General features: G+C 66.0%; 18 protein-coding genes, 1 tRNA gene and 2 pseudogenes. 7 read left to right on the forward strand and 14 right to left on the reverse strand.

Annotation, left to right across the window (positions count from 1 at the left end):
• The first annotated feature begins 14 nt into the window (after positions 1–14).
• Positions 15–1,511, forward strand: a complete 1,497-nt coding sequence (locus H7U20_RS13285; protein WP_199759630.1) for a PepSY domain-containing protein — start codon at positions 15–17, stop codon at positions 1,509–1,511.
• Between the two features lie 56 nt (positions 1,512–1,567).
• Here H7U20_RS13285 and H7U20_RS13290 read toward each other — a convergent pair whose 3' ends face one another.
• The 3 genes from H7U20_RS13290 to H7U20_RS13300 all read right to left on the reverse strand — a co-directional run bounded on the left by H7U20_RS13290 (position 1,568) and on the right by H7U20_RS13300 (position 5,805).
• Positions 1,568–2,716: a branched-chain amino acid ABC transporter substrate-binding protein gene (locus H7U20_RS13290; protein WP_199759631.1), complete on the reverse strand. Its 1,149-nt coding sequence runs from the start codon at positions 2,714–2,716 to the stop codon at positions 1,568–1,570.
• 94 nt (positions 2,717–2,810) lie between these two features.
• Entirely contained in the window at positions 2,811–3,434 is a 624-nt protein-coding gene (locus H7U20_RS13295) for a trimeric intracellular cation channel family protein (RefSeq protein WP_199759632.1), read from the reverse strand.
• Between the two features lie 4 nt (positions 3,435–3,438).
• A complete protein-coding gene (locus tag H7U20_RS13300; RefSeq protein ID WP_199759633.1) occupies positions 3,439–5,805 on the reverse strand; it encodes a penicillin-binding protein 1A in 2,367 nt (788 codons plus the stop codon).
• Between the two features lie 147 nt (positions 5,806–5,952).
• On the opposite strand from H7U20_RS13300, the gene H7U20_RS13305 reads away from it, so the two are divergent.
• Positions 5,953–6,840, forward strand: a complete 888-nt coding sequence (locus tag H7U20_RS13305) for an HTH-type transcriptional regulator ArgP (RefSeq protein ID WP_199759634.1) — start codon at positions 5,953–5,955, stop codon at positions 6,838–6,840.
• 65 nt (positions 6,841–6,905) lie between these two features.
• Here the strand turns inward: H7U20_RS13305 and H7U20_RS13310 are convergent.
• Positions 6,906–8,108: pseudogene (locus tag H7U20_RS13310) on the reverse strand (low temperature requirement protein A); the annotation flags it as partial.
• Positions 8,109–8,348: 240 nt separating this feature from the next.
• Between H7U20_RS13310 and H7U20_RS13320 the strand changes: the two are divergent.
• From H7U20_RS13320 to H7U20_RS13330, 3 genes and pseudogenes are all read left to right on the forward strand, one after another.
• A complete protein-coding gene (locus H7U20_RS13320; protein WP_199759635.1) occupies positions 8,349–8,675 on the forward strand; it encodes a type II toxin-antitoxin system RelE/ParE family toxin in 327 nt (108 codons plus the stop codon).
• On the forward strand, positions 8,672–8,986 hold the full coding sequence (locus H7U20_RS13325; protein ID WP_199759636.1) for an addiction module antidote protein: 315 nt from the start codon (positions 8,672–8,674) through the stop codon (positions 8,984–8,986). The genes H7U20_RS13320 and H7U20_RS13325 overlap by 4 nt, the downstream gene beginning before the upstream one ends.
• Before the next feature lie 90 nt (positions 8,987–9,076).
• Positions 9,077–10,111 (forward strand): annotated as a pseudogene (locus H7U20_RS13330) (IS4 family transposase); the annotation flags it as partial.
• Between the two features lie 159 nt (positions 10,112–10,270).
• Here the strand turns inward: H7U20_RS13330 and H7U20_RS13335 are convergent.
• From H7U20_RS13335 to H7U20_RS13350, 4 genes are all read right to left on the reverse strand, one after another.
• Positions 10,271–10,345: transfer RNA gene (locus H7U20_RS13335), tRNA-Val, on the reverse strand.
• A 75-nt stretch (positions 10,346–10,420) separates the two neighbouring features.
• The gene (gene dnaQ, locus H7U20_RS13340) at positions 10,421–11,131 is read right to left on the reverse strand and encodes a DNA polymerase III subunit epsilon (RefSeq protein WP_199759637.1); all 711 of its coding nucleotides are present in this window, start codon (positions 11,129–11,131) and stop codon (positions 10,421–10,423) included.
• A gap of 79 nt (positions 11,132–11,210) precedes the next feature.
• Positions 11,211–11,651 (reverse strand): ribonuclease HI, encoded by a 441-nt coding sequence (rnhA, locus tag H7U20_RS13345; protein WP_199759638.1) that lies wholly within the window; start codon positions 11,649–11,651, stop codon positions 11,211–11,213.
• Entirely contained in the window at positions 11,644–12,477 is an 834-nt protein-coding gene (locus tag H7U20_RS13350; RefSeq protein ID WP_199759639.1) for a class I SAM-dependent methyltransferase, read from the reverse strand. The genes rnhA and H7U20_RS13350 overlap by 8 nt, the downstream gene beginning before the upstream one ends.
• 20 nt (positions 12,478–12,497) lie before the next feature.
• On the opposite strand from H7U20_RS13350, the gene gloB reads away from it, so the two are divergent.
• Complete coding sequence (gloB, locus tag H7U20_RS13355; protein WP_199759640.1) at positions 12,498–13,301, forward strand: hydroxyacylglutathione hydrolase; 804 nt, start codon at positions 12,498–12,500, stop codon at positions 13,299–13,301.
• A gap of 218 nt (positions 13,302–13,519) precedes the next feature.
• Here gloB and aceB read toward each other — a convergent pair whose 3' ends face one another.
• A complete protein-coding gene (gene aceB, locus H7U20_RS13360; RefSeq protein WP_199759641.1) occupies positions 13,520–15,118 on the reverse strand; it encodes a malate synthase A in 1,599 nt (532 codons plus the stop codon).
• Between the two features lie 192 nt (positions 15,119–15,310).
• Here aceB and H7U20_RS13365 point away from each other — a divergent pair, with 192 nt between their 5' ends.
• Entirely contained in the window at positions 15,311–16,222 is a 912-nt protein-coding gene (locus tag H7U20_RS13365; RefSeq protein ID WP_199759642.1) for a LysR family transcriptional regulator, read from the forward strand.
• Between the two features lie 182 nt (positions 16,223–16,404).
• On the opposite strand, the gene H7U20_RS13370 is transcribed toward H7U20_RS13365, so the two are convergent.
• From H7U20_RS13370 to H7U20_RS13390, 5 genes are all read right to left on the reverse strand, one after another.
• Positions 16,405–16,608 (reverse strand): cold-shock protein, encoded by a 204-nt coding sequence (locus H7U20_RS13370; RefSeq protein ID WP_020703630.1) that lies wholly within the window; start codon positions 16,606–16,608, stop codon positions 16,405–16,407.
• A 295-nt stretch (positions 16,609–16,903) separates the two neighbouring features.
• Positions 16,904–17,257 (reverse strand): Hpt domain-containing protein, encoded by a 354-nt coding sequence (locus H7U20_RS13375; RefSeq protein ID WP_199759643.1) that lies wholly within the window; start codon positions 17,255–17,257, stop codon positions 16,904–16,906.
• A 13-nt stretch (positions 17,258–17,270) separates the two neighbouring features.
• The gene (gene upp / locus H7U20_RS13380) at positions 17,271–17,921 is read right to left on the reverse strand and encodes a uracil phosphoribosyltransferase (RefSeq protein WP_199759644.1); all 651 of its coding nucleotides are present in this window, start codon (positions 17,919–17,921) and stop codon (positions 17,271–17,273) included.
• 189 nt (positions 17,922–18,110) lie between these two features.
• Entirely contained in the window at positions 18,111–18,701 is a 591-nt protein-coding gene (locus H7U20_RS13385) for a TetR/AcrR family transcriptional regulator (RefSeq protein WP_199759645.1), read from the reverse strand.
• Positions 18,698–20,389: an isovaleryl-CoA dehydrogenase gene (locus H7U20_RS13390; RefSeq protein ID WP_199759646.1), complete on the reverse strand. Its 1,692-nt coding sequence runs from the start codon at positions 20,387–20,389 to the stop codon at positions 18,698–18,700. The genes H7U20_RS13385 and H7U20_RS13390 overlap by 4 nt, the downstream gene beginning before the upstream one ends.
• Between the last annotated feature and the right edge of the window lie 45 nt (positions 20,390–20,434).

Genomic DNA, 20,434 nt, shown 5'->3' on the forward strand with positions numbered 1-20,434 from the left:
CGCGGAGCGGCGGCATGAAGCGGGCACTGATCTTCGCGCACAAATGGCTGGGCGTGGCGCTGGCGCTGCTGTTCCTGATCTGGTTCGCCAGCGGCATCGTGTTATATTACGTGCCCTTCCCCAGCCTGACCCAGGCCGAACGCCTGGCCGCCCTGGCTCCGCTGCGCGCCGGCACCGGCTGCTGCCTGACGGCGCAGCAGGCCGCGCAGCGCAGCGGCCTGGCCGCCGGCGACGCGCGGCTCGGCATGCTGGCCGGCGCGCCGGTCTGGCGCCTGGCCGAAAAAAACCCGGAGGCGCGCTGGATCGCCGTCGACGCCGCCACCGGCCGGCCGCTGCCGCCCCTGTCGGAGGCGGCGGCGCGCGCCGAGGCCGAGCGCTTCAGCGGCCGCCGCGCGCTGCGCAGCGAACTGCTGCAACGCGATCAATGGACCGTGCCGCAGGGCCTGAACCGCTACCGCCCCCTGCTGCGGGTGGAGCTCGACGGCGCCGACGGTCTGGAACTGTATGTGTCGCCGCGATCGGGCGAAGTGGTGGCCGACACGCGGCGCGCCGAACGGATCTGGAACTGGCTCGGCGCGGTGCCGCACTGGATTTATTTCACCGAGCTGCGGCGCTGGCCGGACAGCTGGCACAACGTGGTGGTCGCCCTGTCGCTGCCTGGCGTATTGCTGGCGGCGAGCGGACTGGCGCTGGGCATCTGGCAGTTGTACCTGAACCGCACGCGCTGGATTCCCTACCGAAAATTCTGGCTGCGCTGGCACCATATCCTGGGCTTGGCGGCCGCCGTCGTCAGCCTCACCTGGATTTTCTCCGGCCTGCTGTCGATGAATCCCTTCGGCGTCTTCACCGCGCGCGGCGCCACGCCGGCCGAGCGGCAGGCATGGGGCGGTGCGGCCGCCAGCGCGCAACTCGATCCGGCCGAGGCGTTGCGCCTGGCGGCGCCCATGCAGGTGCGCGAGCTCGATCTGCTGCAACTGAACGGCCACGCCTGGTATCGCCTGCGTGGCAGCGGCAGCGACGGCGGCGCAGCTGCGCAACGCTTGCTGCGCGCCGACAGCGCCGCTCCAACCGCCCTGGCCGCCGTGCCGGAAGCCGAACTGACGGCGACCTTGCTGGGCCTGCGTCGCCAGGAGAGCGCCGCGTTGCCGCTGCTGCAGCGTCTCGAACATTACGACGACCTGTACTACGCCCGCGAAACGACGGCGAATACCCCCCACAGCCGTCCGCTGCCGGTATGGCGGGCCAGTTGGCCGGATGGCGTGACGGTGTATGCCGACGCCGCTTCGGCCAGACTGCTGCTGCGCGCCGACCAGTCGACACGCTGGCAACGCCTGCTCTACAACGGCCTGCACAGTTTCGACTTCGCGCCCTTGCTGGCCAGGCCCTGGCTGCGCGGCACGCTGATCGTCCTGCTGTCCCTGCTGGGCCTGGCGATGAGCGCCACCGCCTGCGTGCTGGCCTGGCGCGTGCTGGCAGGCCCCCGGCGTTCGACGGCGTCAAGCAGGCGCTGAGCGGTTTTTATAGCGCCAGCAACGGCGGGCGATCGCCGTGAGTCGAACCGAATCGCTCATTTCACCACGGTGACTTGCTGACGCCTGCCGGCACGGAAGGTGTAGATGGTCAGCACGCCGTCCCGCACATCGCCCCTGGCGTCGAAGGCGATATTGCCCGTCACGCCCTGGTGGCGGATTTTCGCCAGCACCGGCAAATAGCTGGTCGGCTCCGGCGAGCCGGCCTCCTGCATCGCCTGCACCATGGTCAGCAGCGCGTCGTAGGCGTACGGCGCGTAGGTCTCCACGTCGATGCCGAATTTGCGCCGGTAGGCCAGCCTGAAATCATCCATGCCCTTTTGCTGCGCCGGCTCGACGCCGCCGGCCTCGGCGCAAATCACCTGACCGTCGCGCATGGCGTCGCCGGCCAGGCGGGCCAGCGAATCGGAGCACAGGCCATCGCCGCCCATGAACTGGGCCGCGATGCCCAACTGCTTCATCTGGCGCAGCATCGGGCCGGCGACAGCGTCCATCCCGCCGAAGAAAATCAGGTCCGGCTTGCTGGCCTTGATGGCGGTGAGTATGGCGCTGAAGTCGCTCGCCTTGTCGCTGGTGTACTGCTGCGCGACGATGCTGGCGCCCGACCCCGCCCGCTTGATGCCTTTGGCGAATTCATCGGCGACGCCCTGGCCATAGGCCGTGCGGTCGTCGACCACGGCGATGCGCTTCGCCTTGCCGGCCTGCACCGCGTACCTGGCCAGCGCCGCGCCCAGCTGCTCGTCGTTGGCGACATTGCGGAAGGCCGTGTTGTAGCCCTGGCGCGTGTACTTGGGATTGCTCGCCGACGGTGAAATCTGCGGAATGCCGGCCGCGTGATAAATCCGCGACGCCGGTATCGTGGTGCCGGAATTCTCGTGGCCGATCACGCCCTGCACCCCGGCATCGACCAGCTTTTGCGCGACGGCGGCGCCCTGCTTCGGATCGGCGGCGTCGTCCTCGGCCTGCAGCACCACGCGATAGCGCTTGCCGCCGATCCGCACCCCCTTCGCATTCAACTCGTCCACCGCCATGCGCGCGCCGTTTTCATTGTCCTTGCCGAGGTGGGCGATGGGGCCGGAGGTCGCCGCCACGTGGCCGATTTTGATGATGTCTTCGGCTTGCGCGCCGGCCGCGCCGGCCAGGGCCATGGCCACGGCAAGAGAAATTGCGTTCGATTTGAATGACATGGCTTCCTTATCAAGACTGGGGGAGTTTGCGTAAGTGAACGGAGCGGCGCATCAGCCGGTCATTTTGGCACAGTTCACGCCCCCTGCTCTCGGCTTATTCGAAGCCGCGCACGCGCTCGGTGTCGAAGTTCGGCAACTGCCAGTGGAAGCGCATCGCCAGCAGGCGGAACGCCAACCCGGCGCCAATCGACACCAGCACCGCCAACGACTGGTCGACCCGCAACCACAGCAGGCCGACGTACAGCGCGCCGGTGAACAGCGCGACGGTGGCGTACAGCTCGCGCTGCAACACCAGCGGAATCTGGTTGCACAGCACGTCGCGCAGCAGGCCGCCGAACACGCCGGTGATCAGGCCGGCCAGCACGACGATGGCCGGATGCATGCCCTCGGCCCGCGCGATGTTGCAGCCGATGACGCAGAACGCCACCAGGCCCAGGCCGTCCACCAGCAGGAACACGGTGCGCAGGTGGTGCAGGTAACGCGCCACCAAGGCCGTCACGACGGCCGCGCCGACGGTGAACAGCAGGTATTCCGGGTGGGCGATCCAGCCCAGCGGGTAGTGGCCCAGCAGCACGTCGCGTATGGTGCCGCCGCCCAGCGCGGTGACGGTGCCGATCATGCAGATGCCGAACAGGTCCATGCCTCGGCGCATGCCCATGATGGCGCCCGACATGGCCTCGGCGATGATGGCGATCAGATATATGGTGTGTAGCAACATCGTTTTACTCTTCAGGTGAAAATAGTTTCAATATGCGGGCGCGCTCCTGCGCCTCGCCATCCAGGGCTTGCGGCGTTTTCGCGGTCTGGGCCGGACCGCATTTCAAACCGCTGCGGATGAAGGCGTTGCCGTCGTCCAGGCAGTCGCCCTCCAAATACTCGGCGTAGACCAAATCGCCGTCGTCCCGGGCCAGGCCGGCCGGTTCGAGGCGCTCCTGCTCGGCGCGCTCGTCCAGGGCCACCTGCATGTAGCGGCTCCAGATCGGCAGCGCCAGCGAGCCGCCGGTGCCGGCGCCCATCGACCTCGGCTGGTCGTAACCCAGCCACACCACCGACACCACGCCCGACGAGTAGCCGGCGAACCAGGCGTCGTAGGCGTCGTTCGAGGTGCCGGTCTTGCCGGCCGCGTCGTCGCGCCCCAGCACCAGGGCGCCGCGCCCGGTGCCGCCCTTGACGACGTCGCGCAGCATGCTGTCCATGACGTAGGCGTTGCGTGCCGAGATGACGCGCGGCTTGGCCTCCTCGGCCGGCGCGGCGCGGAACAGCACCGCGCCGTCGCGGCTGCGGATCTCCTTGACCAGCTTCGGCGCCGGACGGTAGCCGCCGTTGGCGAACACCGCGTAGGACTGCGCCAGTTGCAGCGGCGTGACGGCGCCGGCGCCCAGCGCCAGCGGCAGCGAGGCCGGGTTGCGCTCGGCCTCGAAACCGAAGCGGGTGGCGAACTGCTGCACGTAGTCGGCGCCGGCGGCCTGCATCAGGCTGACGGCGACGATGTTCTTCGAGCGCATCAGGCCGCGCCGCACCGTGATGAAACCTTCGTAATTGTTGGCGTAGTTGCGCGGGCGCCAGGCGCGCGCGCCCGTCTCGCTCGGCCGCAGCAGGCGCTGGGTGTCGTCGACGTAGATGCCGGGGAAGTAGCCCTTCTCCAGCGCGGCCGAGTAGACGAAGGGCTTGAAGCTCGAACCGGGCTGGCGGTAGGCCTGGGTGGCGTGGTTGTAGTGGTTGCGCGAAAAGTCGAAGCCGCCGGCGACGGCCAGGATCTCGCCGCTCTGCGCGTCGAGCGACACCAGCGCGCCCTCCATCTCCGGCATCTGGCCGAGCAGCCAATGCTGCTTGTCGTCGCGGTAGGCGCGCACCACGGCACCGGGCGCGATGGCGCGCTTGCCGCCGGCCGGCAGCTTGCTCCAGTCGGCGACGATGCGCGGGTCGACCCGCTCGACGCGGATCGCGGCGCCGTCGCGCAGCACCGCCTCGAAGTGCCTGGGGCCGACCGCGCTGACCACGGCGGCGCGCAATTCGCCGCTGTCCGGATAGGCGGCGAGCAGCTTGCGCGCCTGGCCGGCCACGCCGGCCGCCGGCAGCGCCAGCGCCGCCTCCGGTCCGCGATAGCCGCGCCGGCCCTGCGCGTCCAGCAGCCCGGCGCGCAGGTATTTGTCGGCCGCCAGCTGCGGCGCCATGCGGATCGTCGTCGTCACGTCCAGGCCGGCGGTGTAGGCCGTCTCCGGGTAGCTGAGCAGCACCAGCTGGCGCACCTCCTCGACGGCGTAGGCGGCCTCGCGCACCGAGGGATGGCGGCTGGCGCTGAGCACCAGCTTCTCCGCCACGGCCTGCTCGTAGACCGGCCGCGTGATGTGGCCGAGTGCCAGCATGCGCTGCAAAATATACTGCTGGCGCAGCTGCGCGCGCTGCGGATTGGCGACCGGGTTGTAGGCCGACGGCGCCTTGGGCAGGCCGGCCAGCATCGCCGCCTCGGCCACGCTGAGCTGCTCCAGCGGCTTGTCGAAATAGACGTTGGAGGCGGCCGAGAAGCCGTAGGAGCGTTCGCCCAGGTAGATCTGGTTCATGTACAGCTCAAGCAGCTTGTCCTTGCCGTAGTGCTGCTCCAGCTTGTACGACAGCAGGATTTCGGTGAGCTTGCGCTGCAGCGTCTTGTCGCGGCTCAGGAAGAAATCGCGGGCCACCTGCATCGTGATCGTGCTGGCGCCTTGGGCGTGGTGGCCGGTGGCCAGGTTGGCCAAGGTGGCGCGCAGCAGGCCGAAGAAATCGACCGCGCCGTGCTGGTAGAAACGGGCGTCCTCGATCGCCAGCAGCGCCTGCCGCATCACCAGCGGGATGCGGGCGATCGGCACGAACTCGCGACGCTCCTCGCCGTACTCGGCCAGCAGCGTGCCCTCGGCGGAGAAAATCCGCAGCGGCAGCGCCGGGCGGTACCGCGCCAAGCTGTCGACGGCGGGTAGGCCGCGCCAGGTTTGCTGCGCCCAGTAGGCCAGCGCCAGCGTGGCCGCCAAGGCCAGGCCGAGCCCCAGGCCCAGCGCGAACTTGAGGTTGCGGGCCAGCCGCGATTGCCGCGGCCGCGTGGTCTGCTGTGTCATATTCGTCCTTCCGTGTTGCCGACCGGGGCGCAGCGACTGCCGCTCCGGTCTGTTTCAAAGACGTATTGTGCACCGCAGCAGCCACATCATTATCAAAAGTAAGTATTATTTGGGAGTGCTAAATTTTTCTTATTTAAGGCCCGCGCGATGAACCTGAACCCGAAACACACCGAAGCCTTCCGCGCCGTCATCGAGACCGGCAGCTTCGAACAGGCCGCCGCGCAGCTGCACCTGACGTCGCCGGCCATCTCGCAGCGCGTGCGCGCGCTCGAAAGCATGCTCGGCAACGCCCTGATCATGCGCAGCCGGCCGGCCCGCGCCACCCGCGTCGGCCAGCGCCTGCTGCAATACCTGAAGCGCGCCAAGCTGCTGGAAGCCGACCTGGCGGCGGAACTGGCGGTGCAAAAGGACGCGCCGCTCACGCTGGTGTTGGCGCTCAACGCCGACTCGGTCGGCACCTGGTTCTTCCCCGCCCTGTCCGAGGTGCTGATCCGCGAGCGCGTGCTGCTCGACCTGACCGTCGAGGACCAGGACCACACCTACGCGCTGCTGGAGACGGGCATGGCGATCGGCTGCATCAGCTCTGAGTCGAAACCGATGCGCGGCTGCTCGGCCGAGCCGCTGGGCGTGATGCGCTACTGGCTGGTGGCCAGCGAGGCCTTCCGCGCGCGCTGGTTCCCGCAGGGGCTGACGCGCAAGGCGGCCCGGCTGGCGCCGGTGGTGGCCTACACCCGCAAGGACATGCTGCAATCGTCCTTCCTCGAAAGCCGGCTGGGGCTGCCCGAGGGCGCCTACCCCTGCCACTACGTGCCGGGCGCCACCTCGCACTTCAACGCCATCCGCTACGGCCTGGGCTACGGCATGGTGCCGGAGCTGCTGCTGCACGCCAGCGCCGAGGCCGACGGCATGGCCATGCTGGCGCCGACCCGGCCGGCCGACGTGGCCCTGTACTGGCACACGTGGAAGGTGCAGTCGCCGCGCATGGAGCAGCTGTCGCGGCAAATCGTCGCGGCGGCGCGCACCAGCCTGAAGTGAGGCGGCGCGGGGTTCACGCCATCGACGTAGCTCGTCGATTGGCTAAGCGTTTGGCTGCGCGCGGTTCACGCCGCCGGCACTCCCGGCCGGCGCAGTACCACGCATTCCCACGCCGCCACGAAGACCGGCACGGCGCTGGTCGCCGCACTTAGCGCCAGCGCGGAGAAAGTGTGGCCGAAGCCGAGGGGCGCCAGCGCGGCCAGCAGCGCCAAACCGAGCAGATGCGAAAACGGCGGCCCACGGCGCTCGTTGCTGACCCATTTGAACGGGCCCACGCCCAGCAGATACAAGGCCGGGCCGCCGAGGATGGCGGCCACGCCGGCGCCGTCGGCATGCGCCGTATGCGCCGGCGTGATCTCGTCGGCCACCGCGCCGACGATGACGCCGGCCACGATCAACACATGGCAATAGGTGTAGGCCATCCGCGCCTCGCGCCCGGGATCGCGCGAGTGCTTGATGCGGTGGTGCGCCCGCTCGGCGCCGCTGTCGAAGTAGATCCACCACATGGCGATGCTGCCAAGCAGCGCCGACAGGAAGGCGGCGCCGACGTCCGCCGTCCAAACCAGCTCGGCGAAGGTGGCGCCCGTCACCAGCAGCGATTCGCCCAGCGCGATGATGATGAACAGGCCGCAGCGCTCGGCCATGTGGCTGCCGTCGACGTCCCAGTCGGCGAGCGAGGAGCGGCCCAGGCCCGGCACCCAGAACAAGGCCCACGGGCCGGAGAATTCAATCAGCAGGGCCAGCGTCCAGCAGATGAAGCGCGCCGCGCCGTCGGCCAGCCCGCCGGCGATCCACAGCAGCGCCGAGACAGTCAGCCAAACCAGCACGCGCGGGAAGTTGCGGCGCAGGTGGGGCACGTCGCCGCCCACCGCCCACAGAAAAAATACGGTGCGCCCAAGTTGCATCGCCACGTAGGTGGCGGCGAACACCAGGCCACGCGCACCAAAGGTGGTCAGCGGTGTCGGTCGCGCCTCGTGCAGGTCGTGGAATTTGCGTCGCGCGTGCGCCCAACAGGCCGCTTCGCGGATCGTGCCGTCGTTGCACAAGGCGTGGAAGCCGGCATAGGCGTCCGCTTGCAGTACGCCTTCAAACGTGGCCAGGTGCGTCTGCGGATGGATGCCCTTGCGGTCGGGTGAGTAGGCAAACCAAACCGCTGGTGGCGCGGTGTCGCTGGTGGGCCGGTCATCGCGCACGTAAGTCCACAGGCTGGAACCGATTGAACGACCTACTCCTTCTTTAATCGCTTCATAGCTTTCAGGAGAGCAATGACCATGGCTCTGATTTAGCAACTTCGTAAGGTCTGCTATAGCTCGAAGCGCATAGTGTTGGATTTCAACAGCACATTCTCTCTCAATCATTTTAGGCTCCCTATACATTTGCGGTAACACTGCCGATATTCCGATGATTGTAAATCACCCGAGCCCTGCCCTCGCGTATAGCCTCCCGCGGCCAGGTTTATCGGGATTTACTTGAATCTACCAAGTTGTAACGTATAATCCACAAGGCACATGTACAAAACCATCGACTACCTGACCGAGGACGGCCGCGACCCGCTGAAGGATTGGCTGGCAAATCTCGCCGACCGCCAGGCCCGCGCACGGGTTTTGGTCAGGCTACAACGCATGGGCGCCGGGAACTTTGGCGACTGCAAGCCACTGACCGATGGCGTGTGGGAGCTGCGCATCGATCACGGCCCCGGCTACCGCGTCTACTATGCCCGCGCCGGCGAGAAGCTAATACTGCTGCTCGTGGGTGGTGACAAGCGCAAGCAGCAAGCCGACATTGACACCGCCGTCACATACTGGAAAGACTGGAACAGGAGAAACGCATCATGAACAAATCATCCCGACCACACGACGAAGCGGTAGTTGAACTGCTGCGTGAAGACCCCGCCTTTACCGATGAATACCTGGCTGCGGCGATGGAAGAAGCGGATCAGGACGGCGGCCGGCAGGCGCTACTGGCGGCGCTGCGCCATGTGGCAGAGGCCCAAGGCATGGCCTCGGTCGCTGAGCGCGCCGGCATCCCGCGCGAGAGCCTGTACCGCGCCCTCTCCCCGAACGGCAATCCGACCGTGAAGACGCTGCTGGCCGTGCTCGATGCGGCGGGGCTGAAGCTGGGTGTACACCGGGCGGTAGCCGCCTAATCGTTTTACGCTGCAGCCTACCTTTAGCGCATGCCCTTATACACAAGTCTGACTTGACCAAAACAGCCAAAGAAAAAACCTTTACATTCAATGGCTTACAGCAGCCCTTGTAAACTGGCGCCGTTTCGCGTTTGCTCTCGCCTTTTAGGTGACGCGTTGACGATAGCATCAGCACACTGGGCGGCCAAGGAATTTGCACAGTTGGATCTTGGCGACGCGCGCCTCAACAAGCGAGCGAGGACGTTGATGGAACGATTTGCGGCCGATCCGGCGGCCAGCATCCCGCATGCCTGCCATGGCTGGGGCGAGACGATGGCTGCCTACCGTTTCCTGGGCAACGAAGCGGTGGATTGGCGCGAGATCATGGCGCCGCACTGGGAGCAAACGCGGCGGCGGATGCAGCAGCACCCAGTGATGCTGTGTCTGCAAGACACGACTGAATTGAATTTCAACGGACAGGAGACTGAGGGCTTGGGGCCGTTGAGCTATGAGGCCCAGCGCGGCATGTATTTGCACCCGACCTATGCCGTGACGCCGGCGCGCGAAGCGCTGGGCGTGCTCGATGCCTGGATGTGGGCACGCACCAAGAAGGACGACTCTGGCAAGCGCGGCGGCCCCAAGGAAAGCCTGCGCTGGGTGGAGGGCTATGACCGCATCGCCGAGATGGCGGCCGACTTCCCGCATACCCGGCTGGTCTATGTCGCTGATCGGGAGGCCGATTTGATGCCGCTGATGCGGCGGGCGCATGAACTGGGAGCGCCGGCCGATTGGTTGATCCGTGCTGCGCATAACCGCTGCCTGCCCGATGGCGGCAAGCTGTGGGACCACACCACGGCCGGCACCGCCTTGGGTGAGATTACGTTCACGATGACTTCCCGGCATGGTGTCAAAGCCAGGCCGGTGCGTCAGCAGCTATGGGCGCGGCGAATCGAGCTTCCCGCCGGCAAAGGCGGGGTTGCCGTCACGTGCATCGTCGCGCGCGAGATTGACGCGCCGAAGGGCGCCAAGCCGGTCGAATGGCGATTGCTGACTAACCGGCAGGCCACTAGCCGCGACGAGGTCATTGAATTGATCGACTGGTACCGCGCGCGTTGGGAAATTGAAATGCTGTTCGATATCCTCAAAAGGGCATGGTGTTTACCCCCCCCCCTTTTCCCATCCCCACCTGAGCCAAGTTTTGCGGACCTGACGCCACGTTTCCAATCATGTTTTTAGTACTTTTTAGTACACGAAAAAAAAGGCCTGCGCGCGTGAGCGGCAAGCCTTTGATTTACAACGAATTCTTGGTGGGAAGTACAAGTTTCGAACTTGTGACCCCTGCAGTGTGAATGCAGTGCTCTACCCCTGAGCTAACCTCCCGAAGCGGGGCGAATTATCGCATACAAGCGGAGCGCAATGGAAGACCCCGGATGCAATATTTCGCAAAAACCTCCGTTACCCCTGCGCGGCCAGCGTCGCGCGCCAGATGCAACTGCCCTTGACGGCCTTGTCCAGCCCGCTAAGCGTGTCCTCGTGGGCCGCCAGCTCGCCCGGGTCGGCCGGCTGGAAGATGATGTCGGCCAGCGGGATCGGTTCGAGCAGGGCGCCGCCGTCGTCGACCTCCTCCTCGACGTCCATGCCCAGGCTGTTCTGGCCGCGCGTCATCGACAGGTAGACGTCGGCCAGCAACTCGGCGTCGAGCAGCGCGCCGTGCAGCTTGCGGTGCGAGTTGGACACGCCGTAGCGGTCGCACAAGGCGTCCAGCGAGTTGCGCTTGCCCGGATGCAGCTCCTTGGCCTGCACCAGCGTGTCGATCACGCCGCCGATGTGCTCGCTGAAGCTGGGCAGGTTCAGGCGCTTGAACTCGTGGTTCAAAAAGCCCAGGTCGAAGGGCGCGTTGTGGATGATGACTTCGGCGCCGGCGATGTAGGTGCGCAACTGTTCGACGATTTCGTGGAACTTCGGCTTGTCGCTGAGGAACTCGGTGGTCAGGCCGTGGACGTTCAACGCGCCCTCTTCCGAGTCGCGCTCGGGATTGATGTAGGCGTGGAAATTATTCCCCGTCAACATACGGTTTTCCAGCTCGACGCAACCGATCTCAAGGATGCGGTTGCCCAGCTTGGGGTTGATGCCGGTGGTTTCGGTATCGAGTACGATTTGGCGCATAGTGGCAGGTCTTCGTGTTCAGGCTAAGGCGAGCCGCGCAGTATAACAAAGCGCGGCGCGGGCGAGGCGCTTCGTCCGCTCAGCGGCCCTTGACCGATTCGACGCCACGGTTGGCCAGCACGTCGGCCCGCTCGTTGCCGGGATGGCCGTTGTGGCCGCGCACCCAGCGCCATTCCACCTGGTGCAGCGCCTGGGCCAGGTCCAGCGCCTGCCACAGGTCGACGTTCTTGACCGGCTCCTTGGCCGCCGTCTTCCAGCCGCGCGCCTTCCAGCCGTGGATCCACTCGCTGATGCCTTTTTGCACATACTGGCTGTCGGTGTGCAGCACCACCGTGCAGGGCCGCTTGAGGGCGCTGAGCGCCTCGATCACCGCCTGCAGCTCCATGCGGTTGTTGGTGGTGTTGAGCGCGCCGCCGAAAATTTCCTTCTCGGCCCCGTCGGCCACCATCAGGGCGCCCCAGCCGCCGACGCCGGGATTACCCTTGCACGCGCCATCGGTAAAAATTTCGACTTTATCCATCCTGCTGTTCCCGCCTCTTGTTGGTTACCGGCACGACCGCCGGGGTCGTCGCCGTTTGTTTGCTCCATGCCGGACCGATCAAATGCATGCCCTTGACACGCTTGATCGCCTGCACAATGTAGACGCCGCCCAGATAGGGCCACCAGCGCGCGCCCGCATTATCCATGAAGGCGTAGCGGTGCAGCCACTTTTCTGTGCGACAAGCAGGCGCGTAGCAACCGAAATGGCTCTGGCTGGCGCCCATGTTCAATAATTTTAACCAGTCTTTCAGCCGCGGCATAGAGATGAACTCGCCCGCGCGCGGCAGATAGTCGGAGGCGCCGATGCGCCCCAGCGCCTGGCGCACGCCCCACAGGCTGGCCGGATTGAAGCCGCAGATGATCAGCCGGCCCTCGGGGATCAGCACCCGCTCGACCTCGCGCAAGACCTGGTGCGGCTCGGCGGCGAATTCCAACACATGGGGCAACACCACCAGGTCCAGGCTCTGCGAGGCGAACGGCAGCTCGGCGTAGTCGAGCGTGACGGCGACCTGGCGCGGCGGGCCGGGCTGCGGCTGGGATTGTTGCTGGGATGGTTGCTGGGATGGTTGCTGGGCCGGCGTGCGGCGCGGCCGCGGCCGCGTGTCGGCCAGCCAGCGGTTGGGCATGCGGCTGGCGGCCAGCGCATCGATTTGCGGCATGCCGATCTGCACGGCGTTGAAGCCGAAGATGTCGGCTGTTAAATTATCGAGACAGGCTTGCTCCCAAGCGCGCACATACAGGCCGGCCGGCGTTTGCAGCCAGCCATCCAGCGCTATAATGGATCGATCGGATGCCGCGCTATCCATGTCCAGACCCTAGTGACCCAATGACCATCTTCGCTATCCACACTCTGAGTGTCCTCACCATACCCGCTTTCAATGACAACTATCTGTGGCTGATCCATGACGGCGTGCACGCCGCCGTGGTCGATCCGGGTGACGCCAAGCCAGTGCTGGCCGCGCTCAGGGAGCATGGCCTCAAGCTTACCGCCATTCTACTCACCCACCACCACGCTGACCACATCGGCGGCGTTGGCGAATTATTACAGCATTATCCGGTTCCTGTTTTCGGCCCGCGCAACGAGACCATCGCCAGCGTCACCCGGCCGGTGGGCGAAGGCAGCCGCATCGACGTGCCCGGCCTGCCGCTCAAACTGGGCGTGCTCGACGTGCCGGGCCACACCAACGGCCACATCGCCTACGTCTACGCGGCCGACAGCGCGGAGCCGTGGTTGTTCTGCGGCGACACCTTGTTCACCGGCGGTTGCGGCCGCCTGTTCGAGGGCACGCCGGCACAAATGATCAGTTCGCTCGGCAAGCTCGCCGCCCTGCCCGACAGCACCAAGGTGTTTTGCGCCCACGAGTACACCCTGCCCAATCTGCGCTTCGCCCGCATGGTCGAGCCGGACAACCAGGCCACCCGCGAGCGGGTGGCGGTGGAGACGGACAAGCGCGAGCACAATCTGCCGACCGTGCCCAGCACCATCGGCGTCGAGAAGGCCACCAATCCCTTCCTGCGTTACCGCGAAGCGGAGATCGCCCGCCAACTGGTGGCCGCCGGCAAGCTCGAACAGGGCGACACGCCGCTGGCGGTGTTCACCGCGCTGCGCTTGTGGAAAAACAACTTCTAAGCGCCAACCGGACCCAGAGGCAGTAACCGGGGTCGGACCCTGCGGGTCTGACCCCGGCATTCGCCGCTGGGTTGAACCCAAGCACGCCGCCGCCGGGGTTTGCCCGCCCCGGCCACGCCCAAACGACGCAAAAAAACCGCGCCGGGCCGACATCAGTCGGCTCCGGCGCGGTTGGCTTACGGGCCACGCCAAGGAAGCGGCGGCGCCGCCTCCCCGGTTTAAATTTCCTCGTACAGGGGCAGGGTCAGGAACTCGGCGAACGACTCCGAGGTCGACATCTCTTCGAAGATCTGACCGGCGCGCACATAGGTCGGACCGTCGCCGCCCGGCGCGTCGCGCTGCACCTTGGCCAGCTCTTCCGGAATCATCTGGCGCACCATGTCGGCGCTGACCTTGCGGCCGTCTTCCAGCACGCCCTTGTCGGAACGGATCCACTGCCACACCTGCGAACGGCTGATCTCGGCGGTGGCGGCGTCTTCCATCAAATTGTGGATCGGCACGCAGCCGTTGCCCGCCAACCAACTACCCAGGTAGTGGATGCCGACGTTGATGTTGTAGCGCAGGCCGGCCTCGGTGATCGGCGCTTCCGGCTGGAAATTGAGCAGGTCGGCGGCGGCCACCTCGATGTCGGGGCGCTGCTTGTCGATCTGGTTCGGCTTGTCGCCCAGCACCTTCTTGAACTCGGTCATGGCCAGCTCGACCAGGCCAGGGTGGGCCACCCAGCCGCCGTCGTAGCCGTCGGTGGCGTCGCGCGCCTTGTCGGTGCGCACGCCGCCCATGGCGATGTCGTTCTTCTCCGCATCGTTCTTGATCGGGATCAGCGCGGCCATGCCGCCGATCGCCGGCGCGTTGCGCTTGTGGCAGGTTTGCAGCAGCAGCAAGGCGTAGGAGCGCATGAACGGCGCGGTCATCGTCACCTTGGCGCGGTCGGCCAGGCAGAAATCCTTGTCCAGCTTGAATTTCTTGATGCAGGAGAAGATGTAATCCCAGCGGCCGGCGTTCAGGCCCGAGCTGTGCTCGCGCAGTTCATACAGGATCTCGTCCATCTCGAAGGCGGCCAGGATGGTTTCGATCAGCACGGTGGCCTTGATCGTGCCCTGTGGCAGGCCCAGCTCGTTTTGCGTCATCACGAAGATGTCGTTCCACAGCCGCGCCTCGATGTGCGATTCCATCTTCGGCAGGTAGAAGTAAGGGCCGGCGCCGCGCGCCAGTTGCTCCTTGGCGTTGTGCAGCATGAACAGGGCGAAATCGAAGATGCCGCCGGAGACGCGCTTGCCGTCGACCAGCACGTGCTTCTCGTCCAGATGCCAGCCGCGCGGACGCACCACCAGGGTGGCGATCTTGTCGTTGAGCTTGTAGGACTTGCCGTTCTGCTCCAGCGAGATGGTTTTGCGCACGGCATCCATCATGTTGATCTGGCCGGTGATCTGGTTGTCCCAGTTCGGCGTGTTCGAATCCTCGAAGTCGGTCATGTAGCTGTCGGCGCCCGAATTGAAGGCGTTAATGACCATCTTGCGCTCGACCGGACCGGTGATTTCCACGCGGCGGCATTCCAGCGCCTTGGGAATCGGCGCGATCTTCCAGTCGCCGGCGCGGATGTGCGCGGTTTCCGCCAGGAAGTCGGGACGCTCGCCGGCATCCAGGCGCTTGGCGCGCTCGACGCGCACGGCCAGCAGCTCCTGGCGGCGCGGCTCGAAGGCGCGGCTCAGCTTGGCCACCAGGGCGAGCGCTTCCGGCGTCAAGACCTGTTCGTAACCGGGCTTGATCTCGCCCGAGATTTGCATGCCTGCCGGCAAGTTGATGGTGGACTGCGTCATGGATGTCTCTCCGTATTAGAAAAAATGAACTAGCGACCTAAATTATAAGCACAGCTAATCGTGTTGCGTCCTGAATCTTTAGTGTGCGGGCTCGCTTACGCCGTGATGTGATTTGAAGTATATTCACTATTTAGTTATGCAAACCGAACTAAAAATCACTTCATCTATGCGTTTTTATCACAAATGAGTCCCATGGGTCAGTTCCGTCAAATCTCCACCTTTGTCGAAGTCATCGCCCGCGGCAGCCTGTCGGCCGCCGCCCGCGCCGAGGGCATCGCGCCGGCCATGATAGGCCGCCGCCTGGACGCGCTGGAGGCGCGGCTGGGTGTCAAATTATTGCAACGGACCACGCGCAAGCTGGCGCTGACCAACGAGGGCTCGGCCTTCCTGGAAGACTGCCAGCGCATCCTGGCCGAGCTGGAGGACGCCGAAAGCGCCGTCGCCGAGCGCAGCGCCAAGGCCAGCGGCCACCTGCTGATCTCGGCGCCGGCCGGCTTCGGCCGCCAGCACGTCGCGCCGCTGCTGCCCTCCTTCGTCGCCGAGCACCGCGACGTCGCCGTCACGCTGAACCTGAACGACCGCGTGGTCGACCTGATCGGCGAAGGCGTCGACGTGGCGATCCGCATCGCCAGCCTGTCGGACTCGAACCTGGTCAGCGTCAAGCTGGCCGACAACGAGCGCGTGCTGGTCGGCTCGCCGGCCTACCTGAAGCGCCACGGCGAACCGCAGACGCTGGCCGACCTGGCCAAGCACAACTGCCTGGCGATCAGCAGCGAGGGCAGCCAGCGGGGCTGGACCTTCCGCGAGAACGGCAAGAATATCACGGTGAAGGTGGGCGGCAACATGGGTTGCAACGACGGCGAGGTGCTGCACGATTGGGCGCTGGCCGGCAAGGGCCTGGCCTGGCGCTCGATGTGGGAGGTGGGCGCGGAGATCGAGGCGGGCAAGCTGATGACGGTGCTGGAGCAGTACTCGGCGCCGGGCAACGACCTGTACGCGGTGTTCGCCCAGCGCCGCCATCTGCCGCTGCGCATCCGCGCCTTCGTCGACTTCCTGCGCCACACCTACGCCCAGCCGGACTACTGGCGCAAGGCTTGGAAGTAAGGGGGCAGCGGAACCATGCCCTCCCCGACGGCGAAAGGCCGGGGTCGGACCCGCCGGGTCCGACCCCAGTTTCTGCCTCGGGGGTGGGGTAAGTGCCAGCCAGTCGGCGCTGACAACAAAACGACAGACGAAAAAAAATCCTCGGATTCCGAGGATTTCTTTATTTCGTTTGACTCAGCGTATTAGATTGGCTGAATGTTCGAAGCTTGCTTGCCTTTAGGACCAGCGGTCACTTCAAAAGAAACACGTTGGTTCTCTTGCAGCGACTTGAAGCCTGCGGACTGAATCGCCGAGAAGTGAGCGAACAGATCTTCGCCGCCTTCGTCAGGGGTGATAAAGCCGAAGCCCTTCGAATCATTGAACCATTTTACGATACCAGTTGCCATTACAATTCCTATTTCAGTTAAGTTGGGCTTGCGCCCGTGATATCGTTTGAAGCAAGAAAGAAATGACAGCCTAACTGCACTACTCTTGAATCTAAACGATCCCGCATTATACCGAATAAAACAGGAAAAGCACGTCTTTGTGAAAATAAATGTACAGAGGAGATTTTCACCCTGCCTTCACCCTACAAACCCGCACTTCCCACCCCGTTTCACGCGGCATGGATTTCACTATAGAGAAGAAATCCTGACTGTGTTTGACACATATCAAACCTAGGCAGAATCATAACGCAAAGATTTAGTCATAGGTGCTTGCACGCGGATTTGTTGCGGCCCAGCGCAACACTTTATCCAGATCGGCGGCGGCGGCCGGCCAAGCCGGCGCCGCCCGCGCCACCTGGCGCAGCTGCTGCTCGACCAGGCGGCACTGCTGCCCCAGCAGCGCGAAGCCGAAGGTGCCGGCCGTGCCGGCCATGCCGTGCAACAGCTCGTGCAATACATGCAGGTGCTCGGCCGACGGCGTGGCGCCGTCGGCCCGGCAGGCGGCCAACGCGGCGGCGATCTTGTCGAGCATCAACGGCAGGCCGGCCGCGTACTTGTCGGCCAGCGCCTGCAACTGGGCGTGGAACGGGGCGTCGAGCGGCGCGGCCATGGCCCGGTCGGGCTTACTTGGTGCCGAAGATGCGGTCGCCGGCGTCGCCCAGGCCCGGCACGATGTAGGCGTGCTCGTTCAGGTGCGAGTCCAGCGAGGCGCAGTAGATCTTCACGCCGGGGTGGGCCGCCTGGAACACGGCGATGCCTTCCGGCGCGGCCACCAGGGCCAGGAAGATGATCTGTTCGTCGGTCACGCCGCGCGATTTGAGCACGTCGACGGCGTGGACGGCCGAATTGCCGGTCGCCACCATCGGGTCGCACAGGATGAAGGTGCGCTCGTTCAGGTCGGGCAGGCGCACCAGGTATTCCACCGGTTGGTGGGTGTCCGGATCGCGGAACACGCCGATGTGGCCGACGCGGGCCGACGGCACCAGGTTCAGCAGGCCGTCGCTCATGCCGATGCCGGCGCGCAGGATGGGCACGATGGCCAGTTTCTTGCCTGCGATGACGGGCGCATCGATGGTCATCAGCGGGGTTTCGATCTGGCGGGTGGTCAGCGGCAGGTCGCGGGTGATCTCGTAACCCATCAGCAGGGTGATTTCTTTGAGCAGCTCGCGGAAGGTGCGGGTCGAGGTGTCGCGCTCGCGCATGTGGCTCAGTTTGTGCTGGATCAGCGGGTGGTCGGTGATGAAGAGATTGGGGAAGCGCGGATCTTGTTTCATGGTGGGGTGTGCTCTTTTTCTGTCAGGAAAGCGGCCGCGCACCGTGATACGGGCGGCGCCTTCGTTGTTGTTTTCGGTGGTAAGCCGCATTATCCCAGCCATCGCCGCGCTGTGGAGCCGTTTTGCAAAATAAAATCCGCTCCGCGCCGGCCCGTCCGCCACCATCCCCGACACCCCCACAACGCGCGTCTAGGCGGCGCGGCGCAGGAACATCGCCACCGCCTCCTGCGCGATCTGGTCCAGATCCGCGCCCTGCCCTTCGCGATACCACAGCACGCTGTAATTGATCGCGCCCATCAGCAGCAACCGCGCCACCTTGCCGTCGCTGGCCAGCTCGCCGGCGCCGTGCAGCTCCGTCACCAGGTCCTGCCACAGCTGGTCGTAGCGGTCGCGCAGCACCAGCACGCGCCGCTGCAGTTCCGGCGTCAGGCAGCGCCAGTCATATAAGAGCACCGGAATGAAGTCGTGGCCCTCGGCCAGCACCGTCTCCAGATGGGCGCGCACCAGGGCGCGGAACTTGTCGCGCGGCGCCAGGACGCCGGCGACGATGGCCTCGGCCGTCGGCAGGCCGGCCACCAGGCCCTCCTCCATCACCGCCGCCAGGATCTCCTGCTTGCTCTTGAAGTGATAGAAGGGACTGCCCGAGCGCATGCCGACGGCGTCGGCGATGTCGCGGATGGTGGTGCCGTCGAAACCGCGCTCGCGGAACAGCCGCGCCGCCACCCGCAGCAGATCGGCGCGGCGATTATTGTCGATGAGGACAACGCCGGCGGCGTTCATGCGTCCTCCACCAACGCCCGCGCCAGGATGGCGGCGCAGTCGACGCCGGCCGGCAGGCAGCCGAAGGCGCCGCCGACGCCGGCGCTCAGCCGCGAGTCGACGAAGGCCTGCGCCACACAGGCCGGCGCATGGCGCAGCAACAGGCCGGCCTGCACCGCCAGCACGATGCGCTCGGCCAGCCGGCGCGCGCCGTATTCGTCCGACTGCGGCAGCCTCAAGTCGGCCAGCAGGGTCGCCGTGTAGCCGGCGTAGGCGACGTTGCCGTCGCCGGCCAGCGCCAATTCGGCCGCCAGCGCCTCGCGCGCGGCCGGCGTCTTGCCGAAGGCGCGCAGCAGATCCAGGCACATGACGTTGCCCGAGCCCTCCCAAATGGAGTTGACGGGGAACTCGCGGTACAGCCGCGCCAGCGGGCCGTCTTCGACATAGCCGCTGCCGCCGACGACTTCCATCGCCTCGGCGCCGAAGGTCGGGCCGCGCTTGCAGATCCAGTATTTGCCGGCCGGTGTCAGAATGCGCGCCAGCAGCGCCTGCGCCGGATCGGCGGATTGATCGAAGCAACGCGCCAGCCGCAGCGCGAAGACGGTCGCCGCCTCGGATTCGAGCGCCATATCGGCCAGCACGTTTTGCATCAGCGGCTGCTGCGCCAGCGGCTTGCCGAAGGCGACGCGACGCCGCGCGTGGTGCAGCGCATGGGTCAGCGCGGCGCGCATGATGCCGGCGCTGCCGACCACGCAATCGAGCCGGGTGTGGCTGCCCATCTCCAAAATGGTCGGGATGCCGCGCCCTTGCTTGCCCACCAGCCAGCCGTAGGCGCCGGTGAACTCCACCTCCGACGAGGCGCTGGAGCGGTTGCCCAGCTTGTCCTTCAGCCGCTGCACGCGGATCTGGTTGCGGCCGCCGTCGGGCAGATAGCGCGGCAGGAAGAAGCAACTGAGGCCGGCGCTGCCGGCGTCGTCGGTCTGCGCCAGCACCAGATGGGCGTCGCACTGCGGCGCCGAGAAGAACCATTTGTGGCCGACGATGCGGAACAAATCCTCGGCGTCGCCGTCGTCGCCGAACAGCCTGCGCCCCTCGGCGCCCGGCACCGGCGTGGCGCGCGTGGTGTTGCTGCGCACGTCGGAACCGCCCTGCTTCTCCGTCATGCCCATGCCCAGCAGGGCGCCGCGCTTCTGCTCGATCGGCAGCGAGCGCGGATCGTACTGGCGCGACAAGATCTTCGGCAGCCAGCGCGCCGCGATGCGCGGCGCCTGACGCAGCGCCGGCACCGAAGCGTAGGTCATCGTCACCGGACACTGCGAGCCGTTCTCCACCTGGCCGAACAGGATGTAGCGCGCCGCCCGCGCCACCTGCTCGCCGCCCTCGACGGCGTCCCACGGCGAGGCGTGCGTGCCGTGTTCTATTAGTAGCGTCATCAGGCTGTGCCAGGCCGGGTGGTACTCGACCTCGTCGATGCGGCGGCCCTCGCGGTCGAAATTGTGCAGCGTCGGCTTGTTCTGGTTGGCCAGGCGCGCCAGCGCCAGCGTCTCGGCGCGGCCCAGCAGTTCGCCCAGCGCCCGCAGCGACGCTTCGGCGTGGCCGCCGCCCTCGCGCAGCAAGGCCTCCTGCAGCGCCGCATCGCAGGCGTACAGGTTGATGTTTTCAAACGGCGCGACCGTGTTGTTGATCTCGTGGGTGTCGAATTGGTTCATGTCTGCTCCCGGTTCGAATGTCTAGCGGCGCCGTGCGGCGCCATC

Origin of the sequence: Rugamonas violacea (assembly GCF_016461825.1) — a bacterium.
In the GTDB taxonomy this organism is placed as follows: domain Bacteria; phylum Pseudomonadota; class Gammaproteobacteria; order Burkholderiales; family Burkholderiaceae_D; genus Rugamonas.

What these genes read in the sequence shown, in the direction of transcription:
- H7U20_RS13285 (WP_199759630.1), top strand. Translation starts at nt 15, where the DNA reads ATGAAGCGGGCACTGATCTTCGCGCACAAATGGCTGGGCGTGGCGCTG.
- H7U20_RS13290 (WP_199759631.1), bottom strand. Translation starts at nt 2,716, where the DNA reads ATGTCATTCAAATCGAACGCAATTTCTCTTGCCGTGGCCATGGCCCTG.
- H7U20_RS13295 (WP_199759632.1), bottom strand. Translation starts at nt 3,434, where the DNA reads ATGTTGCTACACACCATATATCTGATCGCCATCATCGCCGAGGCCATG.
- H7U20_RS13300 (WP_199759633.1), bottom strand. Translation starts at nt 5,805, where the DNA reads ATGACACAGCAGACCACGCGGCCGCGGCAATCGCGGCTGGCCCGCAAC.
- H7U20_RS13305 (WP_199759634.1), top strand. Translation starts at nt 5,953, where the DNA reads ATGAACCTGAACCCGAAACACACCGAAGCCTTCCGCGCCGTCATCGAG.
- H7U20_RS13320 (WP_199759635.1), top strand. Translation starts at nt 8,349, where the DNA reads ATGTACAAAACCATCGACTACCTGACCGAGGACGGCCGCGACCCGCTG.
- H7U20_RS13325 (WP_199759636.1), top strand. Translation starts at nt 8,672, where the DNA reads ATGAACAAATCATCCCGACCACACGACGAAGCGGTAGTTGAACTGCTG.
- dnaQ (WP_199759637.1), bottom strand. Translation starts at nt 11,131, where the DNA reads ATGCGCCAAATCGTACTCGATACCGAAACCACCGGCATCAACCCCAAG.
- rnhA (WP_199759638.1), bottom strand. Translation starts at nt 11,651, where the DNA reads ATGGATAAAGTCGAAATTTTTACCGATGGCGCGTGCAAGGGTAATCCC.
- H7U20_RS13350 (WP_199759639.1), bottom strand. Translation starts at nt 12,477, where the DNA reads ATGGATAGCGCGGCATCCGATCGATCCATTATAGCGCTGGATGGCTGG.
- gloB (WP_199759640.1), top strand. Translation starts at nt 12,498, where the DNA reads ATGACCATCTTCGCTATCCACACTCTGAGTGTCCTCACCATACCCGCT.
- aceB (WP_199759641.1), bottom strand. Translation starts at nt 15,118, where the DNA reads ATGACGCAGTCCACCATCAACTTGCCGGCAGGCATGCAAATCTCGGGC.
- H7U20_RS13365 (WP_199759642.1), top strand. Translation starts at nt 15,311, where the DNA reads ATGGGTCAGTTCCGTCAAATCTCCACCTTTGTCGAAGTCATCGCCCGC.
- H7U20_RS13370 (WP_020703630.1), bottom strand. Translation starts at nt 16,608, where the DNA reads ATGGCAACTGGTATCGTAAAATGGTTCAATGATTCGAAGGGCTTCGGC.
- H7U20_RS13375 (WP_199759643.1), bottom strand. Translation starts at nt 17,257, where the DNA reads ATGGCCGCGCCGCTCGACGCCCCGTTCCACGCCCAGTTGCAGGCGCTG.
- upp (WP_199759644.1), bottom strand. Translation starts at nt 17,921, where the DNA reads ATGAAACAAGATCCGCGCTTCCCCAATCTCTTCATCACCGACCACCCG.
- H7U20_RS13385 (WP_199759645.1), bottom strand. Translation starts at nt 18,701, where the DNA reads ATGAACGCCGCCGGCGTTGTCCTCATCGACAATAATCGCCGCGCCGAT.
- H7U20_RS13390 (WP_199759646.1), bottom strand. Translation starts at nt 20,389, where the DNA reads ATGAACCAATTCGACACCCACGAGATCAACAACACGGTCGCGCCGTTT.